This is a genomic window from Rahnella sp. AN3-3W3 (genome assembly GCF_003263545.1).
Taxonomy (GTDB): Bacteria; Pseudomonadota; Gammaproteobacteria; order Enterobacterales; family Enterobacteriaceae; genus Rahnella; species Rahnella variigena.
The window spans coordinates 33,101-48,372 of record NZ_JYDG01000068.1 but is presented as its reverse complement, the minus strand read 5'-3'; the positions used below and the strand labels follow the sequence as shown (position 1 = coordinate 48,372).

Annotated in this window: 13 protein-coding genes; 1 reads left to right on the top strand and 12 read right to left on the bottom strand. The window is 55.7% G+C overall.

Annotated elements, in window-relative coordinates; genetic code table 11:
* Window positions 1-62: 62 nt before the first annotated feature.
* Together UC15_RS18370 and UC15_RS18365 are read right to left on the bottom strand one after the other, a co-directional pair.
* Window positions 63-1,268, bottom strand: coding sequence for a nicotinamide mononucleotide deamidase-related protein YfaY (locus UC15_RS18370; protein WP_112289956.1), 1,206 nt, complete (start codon window positions 1,266-1,268; stop codon window positions 63-65).
* 126 nt (window positions 1,269-1,394) lie between these two features.
* A complete protein-coding gene (locus tag UC15_RS18365) occupies window positions 1,395-1,940 on the bottom strand; it encodes a YfaZ family outer membrane protein (protein WP_112289960.1) in 546 nt (181 codons plus the stop codon).
* Window positions 1,941-2,261: 321 nt separating this feature from the next.
* Between UC15_RS18365 and UC15_RS18360 the strand changes: the two genes are divergently transcribed.
* Window positions 2,262-3,695: a catalase gene (locus UC15_RS18360; RefSeq protein WP_112289954.1), complete on the top strand. Its 1,434-nt coding sequence runs from the start codon at window positions 2,262-2,264 to the stop codon at window positions 3,693-3,695.
* An 84-nt stretch (window positions 3,696-3,779) separates the two neighbouring features.
* On the opposite strand, the gene menE is transcribed toward UC15_RS18360, so the two are convergent.
* From menE to nuoM, 10 genes are all read right to left on the bottom strand, one after another.
* Window positions 3,780-5,153: an o-succinylbenzoate--CoA ligase gene (gene menE, locus UC15_RS18355; RefSeq protein WP_112289953.1), complete on the bottom strand. Its 1,374-nt coding sequence runs from the start codon at window positions 5,151-5,153 to the stop codon at window positions 3,780-3,782.
* A gap of 17 nt (window positions 5,154-5,170) precedes the next feature.
* Window positions 5,171-6,172, bottom strand: a complete 1,002-nt coding sequence (gene menC / locus UC15_RS18350; RefSeq protein WP_112289951.1) for an o-succinylbenzoate synthase — start codon at window positions 6,170-6,172, stop codon at window positions 5,171-5,173.
* Window positions 6,172-7,029, bottom strand: coding sequence for a 1,4-dihydroxy-2-naphthoyl-CoA synthase (gene menB / locus UC15_RS18345; RefSeq protein WP_112289949.1), 858 nt, complete (start codon window positions 7,027-7,029; stop codon window positions 6,172-6,174). The genes menC and menB overlap by 1 nt, the downstream gene beginning before the upstream one ends.
* A complete protein-coding gene (gene menH / locus UC15_RS18340; RefSeq protein ID WP_112289948.1) occupies window positions 7,016-7,813 on the bottom strand; it encodes a 2-succinyl-6-hydroxy-2,4-cyclohexadiene-1-carboxylate synthase in 798 nt (265 codons plus the stop codon). Before menH ends, menB begins: the two co-directional genes overlap by 14 nt.
* On the bottom strand, window positions 7,810-9,483 hold the full coding sequence (menD, locus tag UC15_RS18335) for a 2-succinyl-5-enolpyruvyl-6-hydroxy-3-cyclohexene-1-carboxylic-acid synthase (RefSeq protein WP_112289946.1): 1,674 nt from the start codon (window positions 9,481-9,483) through the stop codon (window positions 7,810-7,812). Before menD ends, menH begins: the two co-directional genes overlap by 4 nt.
* A gap of 23 nt (window positions 9,484-9,506) precedes the next feature.
* Window positions 9,507-10,844, bottom strand: a complete 1,338-nt coding sequence (menF, locus tag UC15_RS18330; protein WP_112289944.1) for an isochorismate synthase MenF — start codon at window positions 10,842-10,844, stop codon at window positions 9,507-9,509.
* 233 nt (window positions 10,845-11,077) lie between these two features.
* A complete protein-coding gene (locus UC15_RS18325) occupies window positions 11,078-11,386 on the bottom strand; it encodes a DUF883 family protein (protein ID WP_112289943.1) in 309 nt (102 codons plus the stop codon).
* A 117-nt stretch (window positions 11,387-11,503) separates the two neighbouring features.
* Entirely contained in the window at window positions 11,504-12,019 is a 516-nt protein-coding gene (locus tag UC15_RS18320; protein WP_112289941.1) for a DUF1097 domain-containing protein, read from the bottom strand.
* A 205-nt stretch (window positions 12,020-12,224) separates the two neighbouring features.
* Complete coding sequence (gene nuoN, locus UC15_RS18315) at window positions 12,225-13,685, bottom strand: NADH-quinone oxidoreductase subunit NuoN (protein WP_112289939.1); 1,461 nt, start codon at window positions 13,683-13,685, stop codon at window positions 12,225-12,227.
* A gap of 6 nt (window positions 13,686-13,691) precedes the next feature.
* A complete protein-coding gene (gene nuoM, locus UC15_RS18310) occupies window positions 13,692-15,221 on the bottom strand; it encodes an NADH-quinone oxidoreductase subunit M (RefSeq protein WP_112289938.1) in 1,530 nt (509 codons plus the stop codon).
* Window positions 15,222-15,272: the final 51 nt, after the last annotated feature.

Below are 15,272 nucleotides of genomic sequence, written 5' to 3'. Positions count from 1 at the left end.
GACCTTGATCTTAAGGCCAGTTTGGGTGGCAACCCAAGGTCTTGACCTGGCTTTTGTAAAAGCTAAACCTTAGCGACCCGATCCAACCACGGATAATCCGCCACCGGTTCCCATCCGTTCAGGTAACGCCTGAGAAGATCCATCGCCACCATTGCCATCGTCTCCTGCCGTAATGCCAGACCGTGACGCGTGGCGGTATAACGAATGGTTAATCCGCTGGTGCCGGATGGCGTATGAAGCGCCAGACTGAGTTGATCCCCTGACAGCGCACCGACGGCAAGAGCCAGTTGTGCGCCGGTGTTTTCTGCCAGACTCTGCGCGCGCGCCAGCAGGCATTCGAGAGATTTCTCTGGTGAGGCTTCGTCGCCCTGTGGCAATAACTCGCCGTTGACCAGCGGAACGCCTGCGCTTTGCAGACGCCAGTTCAGCAGGCCACCGGTGAAACTTTCGCTGACCGCCAGACGTAAATCCTGCGCCAGCAGACGCTCCGCCAGACGATCCGGCAGGCTGCCGAGTCCTTCGAAAATGGTGCTCTCCCCCGCCACTTCGCGCACGCGCTCAAATGCTTTGTGCATGGCGGCTTCCTGCGAGCGCGGGCCGGTGACTTTCAGCTCGATAATCGGTGAAGAAGAACGGTAACCCATCACCACGCCTTCCGGCAGTTCGAGTTTATCCAGCTCCGTCGCAAGATCACTTTCACCGCGACCAAACGTCGTGAGACGCAGACACAGCGGGGCTTCCAGCGCCGGAAATTGTTTATGCAGACGCGGAACGATTTGCTGCTCCACCATCACTTTGAATTCTGAAGGAACGCCCGGAGTGAAGAATATCTGGCAACGGTTGAGCTTCACACTGAAGCCACAGGCGGTACCGACCGGGTTATCCAGCAACTCAGCGTTGGCAGGGATCTGCGCCTGTTTACGATTAGATTCGGCCATCGGGCGGCCACGTTCGTTAAAGAACGCCTGCATGGTTTTAATCCAGCCGGCATCTTCAACCAGCTCAACGCCGCAGGCTTTCGCCGCAGCCAGCGCGCTTAAATCATCCGTCGTTGGCCCTAAGCCGCCGTTCACGATCAGCACATCGGCGATATGGCTGCGTTCTTCGAGAACAGCCACCAGCGCGTCCAGGCTGTCGCCCACGGTTTCACGGCTGGTCATCGGTAAACCCTGTTCGAACAGATAATTCGCCAGCCACGCCGAATTGGTATCCACAATCTGGCCGTGCAGCACTTCATCACCCGTACTCAGCATCTCAACCCTAAGCATCCCGTTCTCCTTCTGTTTTTTTGTCATTCCACTGTAGAAAGGCTGAGAGAGAAAAACAATCTCCATACGGCAGAAAACAAAAAGGCCCGCACGAATGCGAGCCTCAGGATTTTGCTTCAGACAAAATCAGAAATTAATCGCGCCGCCGAGGTATGCGCCGTCTGCCACCACGTTGTCGCGGTTGCCGTCTTTGCCATCCATCGCCATGTAGCGGTAACCCACGCTCACGGTCACCAGTGGAATGGCGGTCAGACGGATGCCTGCGTTCGCTTCTTCATAGTTTGCGATGCCGCTGGAGAGTGAATCCGGGGAATAGTAATAGTCACCGTACAGGGTGAACATTTTTGCAATTGGCAATTGCAGACCACCGCCGACCGCAGCCGCGTAACCTTCGTCACCGTCTTTCGGATTGGTATACAGACCTTTACCGCCAACGGTTGCCATGAAAGGCCCTAAAGGAATGTTGTAACCTAAACCAACGCCAGCCACATCACCGTCGTCATCGTTGTGAGTGTAGTCACCGCTCAGAGCCAGTCCCGGAGAAGTGGTACCAAAGCCCACGCCCAGGTGCGTGTAGTGTTCGCCGACTTCACCGTTAACACTAATGGCGTTCGCAGAAGCCGCGGCAAACATCAGGCTGGCAGCGGCGCCAGCGACAAGGATCTTTTTCATTATTTTTCCCAAATAATAGCTAAACGACATTAAATCTTCCGCTCGAAGTCTAAAGCAATTCACTCTGTTGTAACAACTTTTTGGGACTTTTAAACATTCAGCGGAGCATAGAAAATTGTAAGAAACATCGTTCTCATTGATGAAAAGAAGTTTTCCCGTCGAAATGATAACTCCCACCTATTTGCCCCTGATCAACATATGGTTTATTTGTAATGGGTAGAGTTAATTTGGCTTAGGAGAGCAACCCGCAAACACGGAATGTTAACGATCTAGAACGCTTCTTTTACCTACACACCCCGTTTTCACTGGAAGGAATTTGTTATGACCAAGAAAGGTTTAACTACTGCCGCTGGCGCGCCCGTCGTCGATAATAATAACGTAATAACGGCGGGTCGCCGTGGCCCGTTACTTCTGCAGGATGTCTGGTTTCTTGAGAAATTAGCGCACTTCGACCGCGAAGTGATCCCTGAGCGCCGTATGCACGCGAAAGGTTCCGGCGCTCACGGTACATTTACCGTCACCCACGATATTACCGCTTACACCCGCGCGAAAATCTTCTCCGAAATTGGCAAGCAAACTGACATGTTTATCCGTTTCTCAACGGTGGCCGGTGAACGCGGTGCGGCAGATGCAGAGCGTGATATCCGCGGTTTCTCAATGAAGTTTTACACCGAAGAAGGTAACTGGGATTTAGTCGGCAATAATACGCCGGTGTTTTATCTGCGTGACCCGCTGAAATTCCCTGACCTGAACCACGTCGTTAAACGTGACCCGCGCACTAACTTGCGTAATCCGGCGTATAAATGGGACTTCTTCTCGCATCTTCCGGAAGCCCTGCATCAGCTGACCATCGACGTCAGTGACCGCGGTCTGCCCGCCTCTTACCGTCATATTCACGGTTTCGGCAGCCATACATTCAGCTTTATTAATGCTGAAAATGAACGTTTCTGGGTGAAATTCCACTTCCGCTGCCAGCAGGGTATTGAAAACCTGATGGACGATGAAGCAGAAAAAATGGTGGGCACCGACCGCGAAAGCTCCCAGCGTGACCTGTACGAAGCGATTGAACGTGGCGATTTCCCGCGCTGGAAGCTGTTCGTGCAAATCATGCCGGAAGCGGACGCCTCAAAACTGCCGTACAACCCGTTTGACCTGACTAAAGTCTGGCTGCACAGCGATTATCCGCTGATCGAAGTCGGTGAATTCGAACTGAACCGCAATCCGGAAAACTACTTTGCCGAAGTGGAACAGGTCGCCATGAGCCCGGCGAATGTGGTCCCTGGTATTGGTTTCTCACCAGATCGCATGTTACAGGGACGTCTGTTCTCCTACGGCGACGCGCACCGCTACCGTCTGGGTGTGAACCATCATCAGATCCCAGTGAACGCGCCAAAATGCCCGTTCCATAATTATCATCGTGACGGCGCAATGCGTGTGGACGGTAACAGCGGCAACGGCGTGACGTACGAACCGAACAACGCCGGTCTGTTCCAGGAACAACCTGATTTCAGCGAACCGCCACTGAGCATTGAAGGCGCGGCCGATCACTGGAATCACCGTGAAGATGACGATTACTTCACCCAGCCGCGTCTGCTGTTCAATTTGCTGTCTGAGGCCGAACATCAGCGCATGTTTGCGCGCATTGCCGGTGAGCTGAAACATGCGTCGCCGGACACGCAGGCACGTCAGGTCGCACTGTTCTATAAAGTCGACCCGGCTTATGGCGCAGGTGTTGAGAAAGCCCTGAAAGACTGATTTTAGCGCCGCATACATGACAAGGGCCGCAATGCGCGGCCCTTTCTATTTTTTACAAAAGAATGTTTTCTGCAAAAGCATATTTTACGAAAGCATGGCTATCCACTGGCGGACGCTGGCCCGCGAGATTTTAATCCCGCCCTGTGCCAGAGTTTCAGGCAGCGAATGATAAGCCACCGGTAGCTGAAAGCGCGGGAGTTTATTGCTCAGCCAGAGATTGAGTTCCTCATACAGCAGCCCGGCTTGTGCTTCGAGCACGGCGACCGGCCGCTGTCCAAATTGCTCGTCTTCCACCGGTACCACAAACGCCTGAGAAACCTGCGGATGGCTTACCAGCACTTTCTCGATATCTTCAGGCTGTATCCCTTCCCCGCCGCTGAAAAAGAGATTATCCAGCCGCCCGGCGATCAGCAGTTCACCATCCCGCCATTCTCCCCGGTCACGCGTATGTAACCAGCCGTCAGTACTGACAACCGGCGTCAGCGCGCCATTTTTCCAGTAACCGCAGGCCAGACTGTCGCTGCGGATCAGGACTTCCTGATCGACGATTTTGACGTCTTTACCGCTGAGCGGCAGCCCGACGCCCGCAGATCCATCTGCCCGTTTCGCCGTCACGGTCGACGCCGTTTCGGTCATGCCATATCCGCACCAGCAGCGGATACCGGCGCGTTCTGCTTGCAGGGTTAATTCCGGCGGGATCTGCGCGCCCCCCAGCAGGACGTCTTTGAGTTTTTCAGACAACGGCGTGCCTTTGAGCAGGCGCCACAGTTGAGTCGGCACCAGTGAGGCATGGCTGCATTCTTGCAGCGCCGCTTCAAACGGTTGTCCGTCGGCCAGCACCAGCGTCGCGCCAGCCAGCAACCAGCGCCAGATGATGCCCTGTCCGGAAACGTGGAATTGAGGCAACGAGAGCAGCCAGCTGTCGTGCTGTGTGAAATTAATCAGCCCCAGCACCCCGGCCGCACTGGCGAGATGAGCGGAGGCTGTATGCGCGGCGGCTTTTGGTAAACCCGTGGAGCCGGAGGTCAGCGTCAGGGTTGCCACGCGATCCGGTTGCCATGCGACGGCGCTGACGGACCAGGCATTTTGCAGCGAAAGCGCGGGGATATTTAAACCCAGCGCCGTTTCAGCCAGGTCGAGCATAAAATCAATATTAAGCTGAGAAAGCAGTTCATCGCATAACGTCTGAGGCAGTTGCGGATTAAGCGGCAATAAACGCGCACCGGTCTGTAACAGCGCCAGATAACACAGCAACGCATCCAGATTATTTTTACTGCGCAACACCACGCCGGTGCCTTCCGTCACGCCCTGCGCAATAAATCCGGCGGCCAGCGAATCAACGCGGTGCTGTAAATCGCGCCAGCACCAGCTGACGTCTCCGGCTTTGAGCGCCACCGCAAAAGGAGTTTGCGCAGACCTCTGACGCCACGGCCAGTCCGACATTATTTGCTCTGCCATACTATTTATCTGCTTCTCTATCTGCTCTGCCATACAATCTCCAGCGCAGAAACATCGGTCAGCGGAAGCGCGGAATCCGGCCAGCGGCGGACCAGCTGCGCCTGCATCAGATCCAGCGTATCCAGACCGGGAACCGCATCTGGTGTCAGCCACTGCGCAATACGCGCCAGTTGTGTCAGTCCCAGACTGGATTCAATGGATGAGCTGATCACCGCTTCCAGCCCGGCGGCGTGCGCCTGCGCTATCAGCTGACGACAACGCATCAGACTACCGGTGAGCGTAGGTTTAATGATGATAGCCGCCACACCGGGCTCAGCCTGCACGGTAAAACCGGCTTCGCGCACGCTTTCATCCCAGGCGATTGCGATACCGGTCAGACGGGCAAAGTCGCGGGACTGTTCGCGGGTCGGGCAGGGTTCTTCGATAAACGTGATGCGGGACCGCAGTTCCGGCGCAACATGGCGGGCAAATCCTGCGGCTTTCACCGGCGTCCAGCTGCGGTTAGCATCGAGACGCAGATGCAAATCCGGTAAGGCTTCCAGCAGCATACTGACATTCAGGCCGTCGCCGACAGATTCGTACAGTCCGACTTTTACTTTGGCGACCTTGCGGCCATGCGCATCTGCGGGTAATGCACCGAGACGCGCATAAAGCTCATTCGGATCACCGTGGCACAAAGGCGCACAGCGCGTACTCAGCACCTGCGGCAGTTCATCGCGCAGTTCGGCATCGGCACAGCTCAGCCCGAAAGCCACTGAAGGCAACGCGCTGAATGCTGAGGCAACCGCCGTCAGCGACGCGCCCTGTATCCACTGACTCAGGCCATGCTGAACGGCTTCTTGCGCTTGAGGCAAATCTTCCTGACTAAATCCGGGCAGCGGCGCAATCTCGCCCCAGCCAGTTTTATCGTCCTGCCACAATGAAACCAGCAGCCCGTCGCGCGTTTTGAGACGCTGGTTGCGCAGCACCACGCCCGCTTCCATCGGCAGGCAATACCGGTACACCGTGGCGCGGCGCATTATGGATTCCGCTTAAATTTGCTAAAGTCCGGCTGGCGTTTTTCGTTAAACGCGTTGCGGCCTTCCTGACCTTCGTCAGTCATGTAGAACAGCATGGTGGCGTTACCCGCCAGTTCCTGCAAACCGGCCTGACCGTCGCAATCCGCGTTCAGAGCCGCTTTCAGGCAACGCAGCGCCATCGGGCTGTTTTCCAGCATTTCACGACACCAGCGCACGGTTTCTTTTTCCAGATCCGCCAGCGGAACCACGGTGTTGACCAGTCCCATCTCCAGCGCGGCTTTAGCGTCGTACTGACGGCACAGGAACCAGATTTCACGGGCTTTTTTCTGGCCGACGATGCGCGCCATATAGGATGCGCCCCAGCCGCCGTCGAAGGATCCGACTTTCGGGCCGGTCTGGCCGAAGATGGCATTATCTGCCGCAATCGTCAGGTCGCACATCATATGCAGCACGTGGCCACCGCCGATGGAATAACCCGCCACCATCGCCACAACCGGTTTCGGGCAGGTGCGGATCTGGCGCTGAAAATCCAGCACATTCAGATGATGCACGCCGCTGGCATCCTGATAGCCGCCGTAGTCGCCACGGACTTTCTGGTCACCACCGGCACAGAAGGCTTTCTCGCCTTCACCGGTCAGCACGATCACACCGATACCTTCGTCGTTACGGGCGTCATCGAGGGCGCGGATCATTTCTTTCACCGTCAGCGGGCGGAAGGCATTACGCACCTGAGGGCGGTTGATAGTGATTTTAGCGATGCCATCGGTGGATTTGTGATAACGAATATCTTCAAACTCACCGGTGCAGTCACGCCATTCGACCGGCGCGTAAAGTTCTTTTTCATCAGGATAAATCATGTGCAACGTCCTTTAAGACAGGTGAAGTAATAAATGCCAGCGCCTGACGGACAAATTCCGCCGGATTTTCACGGTGGGCGTTATGCCCGGCATTGGCGATAGTGCGCAGTTCGAAACCGGAATTCTGCGCGAGATGAATAAATTTGGTGTCATGACTGCCGCATAACCAGATCAGGGGCAGCGAAAGCTGATGCAGTTGTCCGCGCAAATCGGGTTGGACAGAAAGCGATGTCGCCGTAAGCATCGCAGCCACGGTGTGCGGATTGTTGTTTTCCCGCAGCAAAATCAGCTGCTGTCGCTGTTCATCGGTCAGGCCGGAAAACACCGGCTGGCGATACCAGCTGGCGAGCGCCTGTTTCCACGGCAGTTGCAAAAAACGCTTCGACCATTGCTGATCGTGATGACGACGCTGCGCGCGTTCGGCCTGACAGGTCAGCCCGGGATGCGCACCTTCGACCAGCACGCCCTGCAATCCGCTGCGATCCCCCTGGCACGCGTGATACAAACTGATGCGTCCGCCGAGCGAGTAGCCAATAAGCCAGTACGACGATATCCCCTGCTGATGCAAAGTATCGGTCAGTAACTGGCTGACATCCGCAAAACCGGCGGCGGTTAATTGCGCTGAACGCCCGTGTCCCGGCAAATCGATAAACAGACAAGGCCAGCCTTCGAGCGACGCCTGTAACGGCTGCCAGTCTTGCGCGCTGCCCAGCAGGCCATGGAGAAATACCAGCCACGGACGGCCTGTGGCTCCGGCATTTAAAGATGTGCAGGCCAGCGTCATGATGCGCTCATCTGGCGGACCAGCGTGCGCAGGCTTTCTGCTCCGTCCGTCTCGCTGACTTTCAGCTCGATCAGCTTCACGCCTCCGTGCTGCCAGCATTCGCTGACAGCCTGATACAGCGCAGGCACTGATGTCGGGCTGGCATAATCAAGACCAAACATCGCCGCCGCGTGACTGAAACTGACGTTCTGCGGCATGCAGTAAAATCGCTGGCGCTCAGCTTCCGGCGTCGGCAGCAGCGAGAAAATCTGTCCGCCGTTGTTGTTAACGATAATGATGACGGTTGGCGCTGAGCACTGACGCATTAGCGCCAGTGCGTTCAAATCATACAGCGCAGAGATATCGCCGAGCAGCACCAGCGTCGGTTTGCAAGTTGCGCGCTGCACGCCCGCAGCGGTGGAAAGCAAACCATCAATACCGCTTGCGCCGCGATTGGCATAAACAGGATAACCGGCGGGCAGTTTTGCAAAGGCATCGACCAGCCGGACAATCAGGCTGTTGCCGAGGAATAACTGGCCGTGCGCGGGCAATAATGCCGGAAGCTGCCATGCGGCGGCGGCCTCTCCAAAAGTACCATCGAGATAAGTTTTCACCGCCTGACTGGCACGTTGCGAACAGGATCCAAGCTCTTCCGCCCAGTCAGGCTGTGGCTGAGCCGGATGCGTCAGCAACCAGTCAGCGACGGTCGCCTGTATCCTGCGGCCACGGTGCTGCGCCGGATCCTGACGGCCCGGCAGCGTATCAATCAGCCAGTATTCCTCGGGTTCACACGCTGCCTGCCATTGCAGTAAACGTTTACCGGTTAAACCGCCGCCAAACTGAATCACCAGCTGAGCGCGTGCCAGCACAGCCTGCGCCTGCGGTGAAGCCAGCCAAAGATCGGCACAGGGAAGCGGGTTACCCGTTGAAGCCTGAACGTCGCTGATCAGCGGCCAGCCAAGCACTTCAGCCCAGCGGGCGACGGACTCGCTTTCCTGTGCTGAAATGCGACCGGCAATAATCACGCCGCGCTTTTGCCGCCAGGAAAACCAGTCTGGCTGTGCGGTCGTATGCTCAACCGGCGAATAATTCAGCCACGGCTGATGCCCCTGCCACCAGTCGCCCAGCGGTTGCAACCAGTCCAGATGTTCACCGTTGTCTTCACCATACAGCGGTTCGGCGAACGGACAATTAATATGCACCGCGCCGTGTGTCTGCTGCGCCAGTGCATTATCCAGCGCGGAGACCAGCCAGCGGGCGCTGATTTCCGGCGTCGGACGCGGCAAATCCAGGGTGTGTACAGGATGGCTGGCAAACATGCCGGTCTGGCGGATAGCCTGATTCGCGCCACAATCGATAAGCTCCGGCGGACGATCGGCAGTGAGCAATACCAGCTTTTCGCCGGTCAGCCCGGCTTCGATCAGCGCCGGATAAAGATTGGCTACTGCTGTGCCGGAGGTGACAATGATCGCCACACGCTGCCCGCTGGCTTTTGCCAGCCCGAGCGCCAGATGGCCGAGGCCACGTTCATCAAAATGGGTATGGCAGATAAGGTGCGGATGCGCTGCGGCGGCAAGGGTCAGCGGCGTGGAGCGGGAACCGGGCGCAATGCAAACGTGTTGCACCTGATGGCGGGTCAGTGTTTCGAGGAGCAGCGTCGCCCAGCGGCGGTTAAAAACGGCAACAGACATGGTCAACTTACTCCGGCAAAGGATTATCCGGCCTGAACGGCAGGCGTGTAGTGCTCTTCCAGCAAAGTACGCAGACCTGCGGCTTTGTTTTCGATTTCCTGCCATTCCTGTGCAGCGTCAGAACCCGCGACAATTCCCGCGCCAGCGTAGAGTTCCAGATGATGTCCTTTCACCGCCGCAGAACGTAGTGCGACGGTAAACTCCGTCTGTTCAGCGCTGATGTACCCGGCGGAACCGGCATACCATTCGCGGTCAAAAGGCTCAAATTCAGCGATAAATTCGCGGGCTGCCTGACGCGGCAATCCGGCGACGGCCGCCGTCGGTTGTAAACGTTGCAGACAACCGGCGTCATCGGATTCCGTCAGTTCGCCATGAATACTGCGGCGCAGATGCTGTACTTTGCGCAGACGTAAAATCTCGGCAGGCATGATGTCGAGCGTTTGCGCCCCGCCCTGCAAACGCTGGCAAATGTCATCCACCACCAGCAGGTTTTCTCGCTGATTTTTGCCGTCGTTCAGCAGCCAGTCGCCCAGTTCCTGTGCTTTAAAATCATCAGGATCGTTGGCGACGGTGCCCGCCAGCGCTTCGGTATATAACTCATCGTGGTTGCGCAGGAACAGGCGTTCAGGGCTGGAACCAAGGAAAGCCTGTTGTGGCGTGAATGCCAGCATAAAGTGATAGCAGTGGTGGTTCACCGCACGACTGGCAGCCAGAAATGCGCAGGCGTTCAGCGGCTGGCTGAGAGTCAGCGTAGTTTTTCGCGCCAGCACGACTTTGTCGAATTGCTGCGCTTCAATGCAGTTCAGTGCGCGGGTAATCAGCTGATTCCACTGCGGCTGCGCCGGTAAATGCTGGTGCTGTAATACGCGGGAGGCGATCGGCGGTAAAGCCTGACTGGCAACCAGAGATCGCAGGAACAAACGCGTGCGGCGAGCTTCCACACGTAAAGAATGCGCACTGAAAAGTGTACAACGCAACCAGTAGCGGCTGCCCTGACGGCAAAGTTCGACGCGCGGGAGAAAGAGTGCATTGGCAGCAAAGGCGGAGCTGTCAGCGCCATTGAAGGCGTTCAGCCCCCAGATGTGCAGATCAGGTACATCCTGATGTTCGCGGATAAAAGCCTGCGCCTGTGCCGTATCGCCAAAAGCGTAAGCATCGCCACAAACGGCGGCTTCTTCATTGCCATCACGCTGTTGCCAGTAGAATTTAGGGTAGCAGGGTTGCGCAGACAACCATTCCAGCAGGCCGGTGTCTGGCTGTTTTTGCAGAGAATAACTGAACTGCCGGATCCCCGCTGTATCAGGCCATTCGCCTGCCAGTGTTGTATCAAGCTGCTCAATGATTGCTGATATTTGTTTCACCGCTACCTCGGGCCATACCGGATGTTTAGTGACGGGCAGAAATACCCTTCTGGATCAAAAAACGGGTTGGATCAATTACGGATGAATTATGCGGCGATACGAAAAATGAAAATATGCGACAGATCAAGCTGAAGTGAGTGCTGTTAGCTAAGAGGGAGTATAGGAGCAGACAAAGGAGTTATCAAATGCGTTAAGAGCAGGAGCAGCAGAACGCTGCCCCTGAAGGAATGACATTAGCGACGCAACAGCAGGCCTACAACCAGGCCGACGGCGGCACCGACGCCCACGCCATGCCACGGATTTTCACGCACATAGCTGTCAGTCTGTTCCGCGACGTGACGGGCTTTCTTGCAGTAAGAACGGGCGGAAGGGTCAATACGGGATTTAATGTCTTTCAGTGCGTTTTCAGCACGTGCTTTAATTTGCACGTATTTCTCATCCGCTTTATCGCCGGAAGATTTCAGCACTTCTTCCAGAGTTTCAGTCAGCATACGCAAATCGTCATCTAACGAATTCTGCTGTGTCTCAAATTGGTCAGCCATGGTTATCTCCTTATGATGTGTTCGGGTCTTCTAAAAACTTATGCTGCCATTAACCCTAGCGCAGTTCCGCCTGAAATGCCCGACAGATCATCAGAAAACTGTCGTAAAAACGGGGTTTTAAGAACCTTCTGACCCTTTGACGTCCGGTAAAATGGCGGCATTTTTAGCGCCATTCAGCTGCTTTTCGCGCTGTTTCGCCAGCCATAATCCGCTGTTTTTCATCGCGTAACCGAATACCAGACCGACCAGCAATGACACCACCACCTGCCGCCAGTCGCCCTGTGCGGCGAAAGTCGCACAGGCACCGATAAAGGTGCCCGGAACAAACGCCAGCCACTGCTGACGCGCCTGAATGCACATCAGGAAGGCGACAATGCCGGTCAGCATATAACCCAGAATGCTCCATTCGGGACGCATGGCGCTGCCCGCGATGATCACTACCGCCCAGAACACGCCGCTGAGACAGGTCAGCGTGCTGATCAGTAATCCGCGCAGCCCGCCCTGCGGACAGGCGAAATACGCCGTGCATCCGAGGAATCCCGCCCAGCTTATCAGGCCAAGGCTGATAGCCACCCAGCCCCAGATACCGGAGAGGATGCCGGTGGTAATGGCAATCATCACTAAAACATTCATGGTGTAATTCCATACGAATTTGAACAAGCGCGCAGTGTACGCATTGGCAGGAATAATGGAATGGGGAAGATCACAAAATGAATGTAATATTTAGCTGAACGTACATATAAATGTGATATGAATCACATTTATCAACTAATACGATTAAAAAAGCCGCTCATATGAGCGGCTTCGTCAGCTTTTCAGACTGCATTTGCAGACTTTATCAGAGCAGCGGTTGCGCCATCTGTACCAGCGAAATCAGCGGTTGCGGGAAGATACCCAGCAACAGCACCAGAATCGCGGAAATCAGTACGACTACCCCACCCGCCGTGAGCGCCCAGTTGTTTGGCGTATCACGAACCAGCGTTTCAGGCGCGCTCAGATACAAGCTCACCGTTACGCGCAAGTAGTAGTAAAGACCAATCGCAGAACCAACAACCACAGCACCGGTCAGCCACCACAGATGCGCGGTCACACCGGTCGCAATCACGTAGAACTTACCGATAAAGCCCAGCGTCATCGGAATACCGGCCAGTGACAGCATCATCACGGTCATTACCGCAGACAGGATTGGCTTATGCCAGAACAGACCACGGTAGGAGAACAGCGATTCTGCGTCCGGGCCTTTGTACGGGCTGGACATCAGGCTGACCACACCGAAAGCACCGAGGCTGCTGAACAGGTAACCGGCCAGATACACACCAACGGTTTCCATTGACAGCTGATGCGTTTGTACGGCAATCAGCGCCACCAGCAGATAACCCAGGTGAGCGATGGAAGAGTAACCGAGCAGACGTTTGATGTTGCTCTGGCTGATCGCCATCAGGTTACCGACCAGAATCGAGCAGAAGGCGATAATCGCCAGCACGATACGAATCGATTCGCTGTCAGCCACCGGCGCGTACAGGAACAAACGCATCACCACAGCGAAGATTGCGATTTTGCTGGCGGTTGCCAGGAAAGTCGAAACCGGTGCAGGTGCGCCCTGATACACGTCTGGCGTCCACAGGTGGAACGGAACCAGCGACAGCTTGAAGCCCAGACCAACAATCATCATGCCCAGACCGGCCATCAGCAGCGGCTGGTGCAGCATCACGCCGTCGCCCAGGTTTTTGCCCAGTGACGCAAAGGACAAATCACCGGACTGTGCGTACAGCAGCGCCATACCAAACAGCAGGAAGGAAGACGCAGCAGCCGACAGCAGCATGTATTTGATCGCCGCTTCCAGCGAGCGTTTCTGGCGGTAGGCGTAACCAATCAGGCCGAACAATGGCAGGGAAATCAGTTCGATCCCGAGGAACATTGACGCCAGATGGTTAGAGCATGCCAGCAGAATGCCGCCCATGGCCGCAATGAGAACTAACAGGTAGAACTCTTCGCGGTTGTCCGGATAACCGGCCAGCCAGGGATAAGCAAACGTACTGGTGGCCAGACTCGCCAGCAGCACCAGCCCGATGTAGAACATCGAGTAGCCGTCAACGCGCAGCAGCGGTGTGACGTCCTGCGGGCCGACCTGCCCGACGTAGTAAAGAGAAAGTAAGGCAACGTTCAGCCCGATGACTGTCAGTGTGGCATTAAGAAAATGGTCGCGTCGCCACGCAATGGACAGCATCACCACCACCACCGTCAATCCGACGATCATCAGCGGTAATAGTGCGATCAGATTTTGAAGTGTAAATGTCATGGCGAGTTACGGCCTTGTCGTTGAAATAGTGGAAACTGAAGACCCGAACCAGTGCTGAATGTTGCTCATCGCGGCACTTGAAGTATCCAGAATTGGCTGCGGGTATAAGCCCAGCGCCACCAGCAATACAACAAGTAACAAGATGATCGACAGTTCGCGTGAGGTCATGCCCGGCAGCGGTTCGTCAGATTTTGCTTTGCCGTAGTAAGCGCGCTGCATCATCACCAGTGAGTAAACCGAAGCGAACACCAGACCAAAGGTTGAGATGACAGTGATCACCGGCACAACCGGGTAGCTGCCGAACAGGATCTGGAATTCACCGACGAAGTTACCTGTACCCGGCATCCCTAAAGTAGCGACGGCGAAGAACAGCGACAACGCTGGCAGGTATTTGATTCGTCCCCACAATCCGCCCATCTGGCGCATATCACGGGTATGCAGACGTTCGTACAGCTGACCACAGATGATGAACATACCGGCTGCGGACAAACCGTGTGCAATCATCTGGATAACTGCGCCCTGGTACGCCAGCTGGCTGCCGGTGTAGATAGCAATCAGCACGAAGCCCATGTGCGAAACGGAGGTGTAAGCAATCAGACGTTTAATATCAGTCTGGCAGAACGCCATCCACGCACCGTAGAAGATACCAATCACACCCAGCCACATGGCAATCGGTGCGAACTGGTGAGACGCTTCCGGGAACAGTGGCAGACAGAAACGCAACATCCCGTAGGCCGCGGTTTTCAGCAAGATACCGGCTAAGTCGACGGAACCGGCGGTTGGTGCCTGACTGTGTGCATCCGGCAACCAGCCGTGCAGTGGCACAACCGGCATTTTCACCGCAAAGGCGATGAAGAAGCCCAGCATCAGCAGATATTCAACACCGTGCGACATTGGCGTTTTCAGCAGGTCAGCGTAGTTGAATGTCCACACACCGGTGGCGTTGTAATGCACAAACACCAGACCAAGGATGGCAATCAACATCACCAGACCGCTGGACTGCGTATAGATGAAGAATTTGGTTGCTGCGCTGATACGCGTTTTACCGTCTGACGCTTTGTGTCCCCACAAGGCAATCAGGAAGTACATCGGCACCAGCATCATTTCCCAGAAGAAGAAGAACAGGAACATGTCGATGGCGAGGAACACGCCGATCACGCCGCCGAGGATCCACAGTAAGTTCAGGTGAAAGAAACCCTGATACTTCTGGATTTCACGCCACGAACAGAGGATCGCCAGAACACCCAACAGACCGGTCAGAACCACCATCAGCAGGGACAAACCGTCCAGCGCCAGATGGAAGCTGATGCCAAAACGAGGGATCCACGGCACCGAAAACTCGGATTGCCACTGTGGAATACCCGCAGGCGTCGTTAATGAATATCCTCCCTGCAACCACAATTGCACGGAAAGAGCCAGCGTCAGCCCCATCGCAATTAACGCGATCCAGCGCGGTACTTTGCTCCCAAAGCGCTCAGTCTGCCAGCACAGCAGCCCGCCGATAAAGGGGATAAATATTAGCCAAGGTAATAGCATGGCGTGTCGTTCCCTTCTTTTATGCCCGAAGGCTATTTCACTTGCCGGTCC

Excerpts from the sequence above, each read along its gene's own strand:
- UC15_RS18370 (WP_112289956.1), bottom strand. The coding sequence starts at position 1,268 with ATGCTTAGGGTTGAGATGCTGAGTACGGGTGATGAAGTGCTGCACGGC.
- UC15_RS18365 (WP_112289960.1), bottom strand. The coding sequence starts at position 1,940 with ATGAAAAAGATCCTTGTCGCTGGCGCCGCTGCCAGCCTGATGTTTGCC.
- UC15_RS18360 (WP_112289954.1), top strand. The coding sequence starts at position 2,262 with ATGACCAAGAAAGGTTTAACTACTGCCGCTGGCGCGCCCGTCGTCGAT.
- menE (WP_112289953.1), bottom strand. The coding sequence starts at position 5,153 with ATGGCAGAGCAAATAATGTCGGACTGGCCGTGGCGTCAGAGGTCTGCG.
- menC (WP_112289951.1), bottom strand. The coding sequence starts at position 6,172 with ATGCGCCGCGCCACGGTGTACCGGTATTGCCTGCCGATGGAAGCGGGC.
- menB (WP_112289949.1), bottom strand. The coding sequence starts at position 7,029 with ATGATTTATCCTGATGAAAAAGAACTTTACGCGCCGGTCGAATGGCGT.
- menH (WP_112289948.1), bottom strand. The coding sequence starts at position 7,813 with ATGACGCTGGCCTGCACATCTTTAAATGCCGGAGCCACAGGCCGTCCG.
- menD (WP_112289946.1), bottom strand. The coding sequence starts at position 9,483 with ATGTCTGTTGCCGTTTTTAACCGCCGCTGGGCGACGCTGCTCCTCGAA.
- UC15_RS18325 (WP_112289943.1), bottom strand. The coding sequence starts at position 11,386 with ATGGCTGACCAATTTGAGACACAGCAGAATTCGTTAGATGACGATTTG.
- UC15_RS18320 (WP_112289941.1), bottom strand. The coding sequence starts at position 12,019 with ATGAATGTTTTAGTGATGATTGCCATTACCACCGGCATCCTCTCCGGT.
- nuoN (WP_112289939.1), bottom strand. The coding sequence starts at position 13,685 with ATGACATTTACACTTCAAAATCTGATCGCACTATTACCGCTGATGATC.
- nuoM (WP_112289938.1), bottom strand. The coding sequence starts at position 15,221 with ATGCTATTACCTTGGCTAATATTTATCCCCTTTATCGGCGGGCTGCTG.